Annotated in this window: 1 protein-coding gene; it reads left to right on the plus strand. The window is 56.5% G+C overall.

Annotated elements, in window-relative coordinates; genetic code table 11:
• The coding region (locus OKC40_RS22875) for an IS1634 family transposase (protein ID WP_270797069.1) at positions 1 to 588 on the plus strand (588 nt) is incomplete at both ends.

Here is a 588-nt window from a genome sequence, read left to right on the forward strand (position 1 = left end):
AATCAAGTGATCCTTGAGCTCATCTGTGAAAATCAGGCCGGCCTACCTGTCTATATGCAGGCCCTGAGCGGCAATAGTAATGACACCAAAGCCTTTGCCCAGACTGTTCGTCGCCATTTGAGCAGTCTCAAGGCCGCGCAGGAGTGCCGTTATCTGGTCGGCGATGCCGCACTGTACTGCGCCGATACCTTGCAATTACTGGCGCAACAGCAGCAACTATTTGTGACCCGGGTGCCCGTCACTCTCAATGAGGCAAAGCAGGCCGTGGCAACCATAGGTGCACAACCGCTGACCGCTCTGGGCAATGGCTATCATGGCCGTTGGCAACACGCGAATTATGCCGGGGTCGCGCAACGTTGGTTGCTGGTGCGCAGCGAACAGGCCAGCCACCGCGAGCAGCAGACATTGGCCAAAAACCTGCTCAAAGACAGTACCCGCGAGCTCAAAGCCTTCGCCAAATTGTGTGCCCGACGCTTTGCTTGTGAGGCGGATGCCCAAGCTGAGTTGAGCTGTTTTACCGCCAGCTTGATGCTGCTGCAACTGGATGCCGAAGTGGTAGGTGAACCCGTTTATACAGGACGTGGCAGA

This window comes from Aeromonas sp. QDB11 (assembly GCF_027705265.1).
Taxonomy (GTDB): domain Bacteria; phylum Pseudomonadota; class Gammaproteobacteria; order Enterobacterales; family Aeromonadaceae; genus Aeromonas; species Aeromonas allosaccharophila.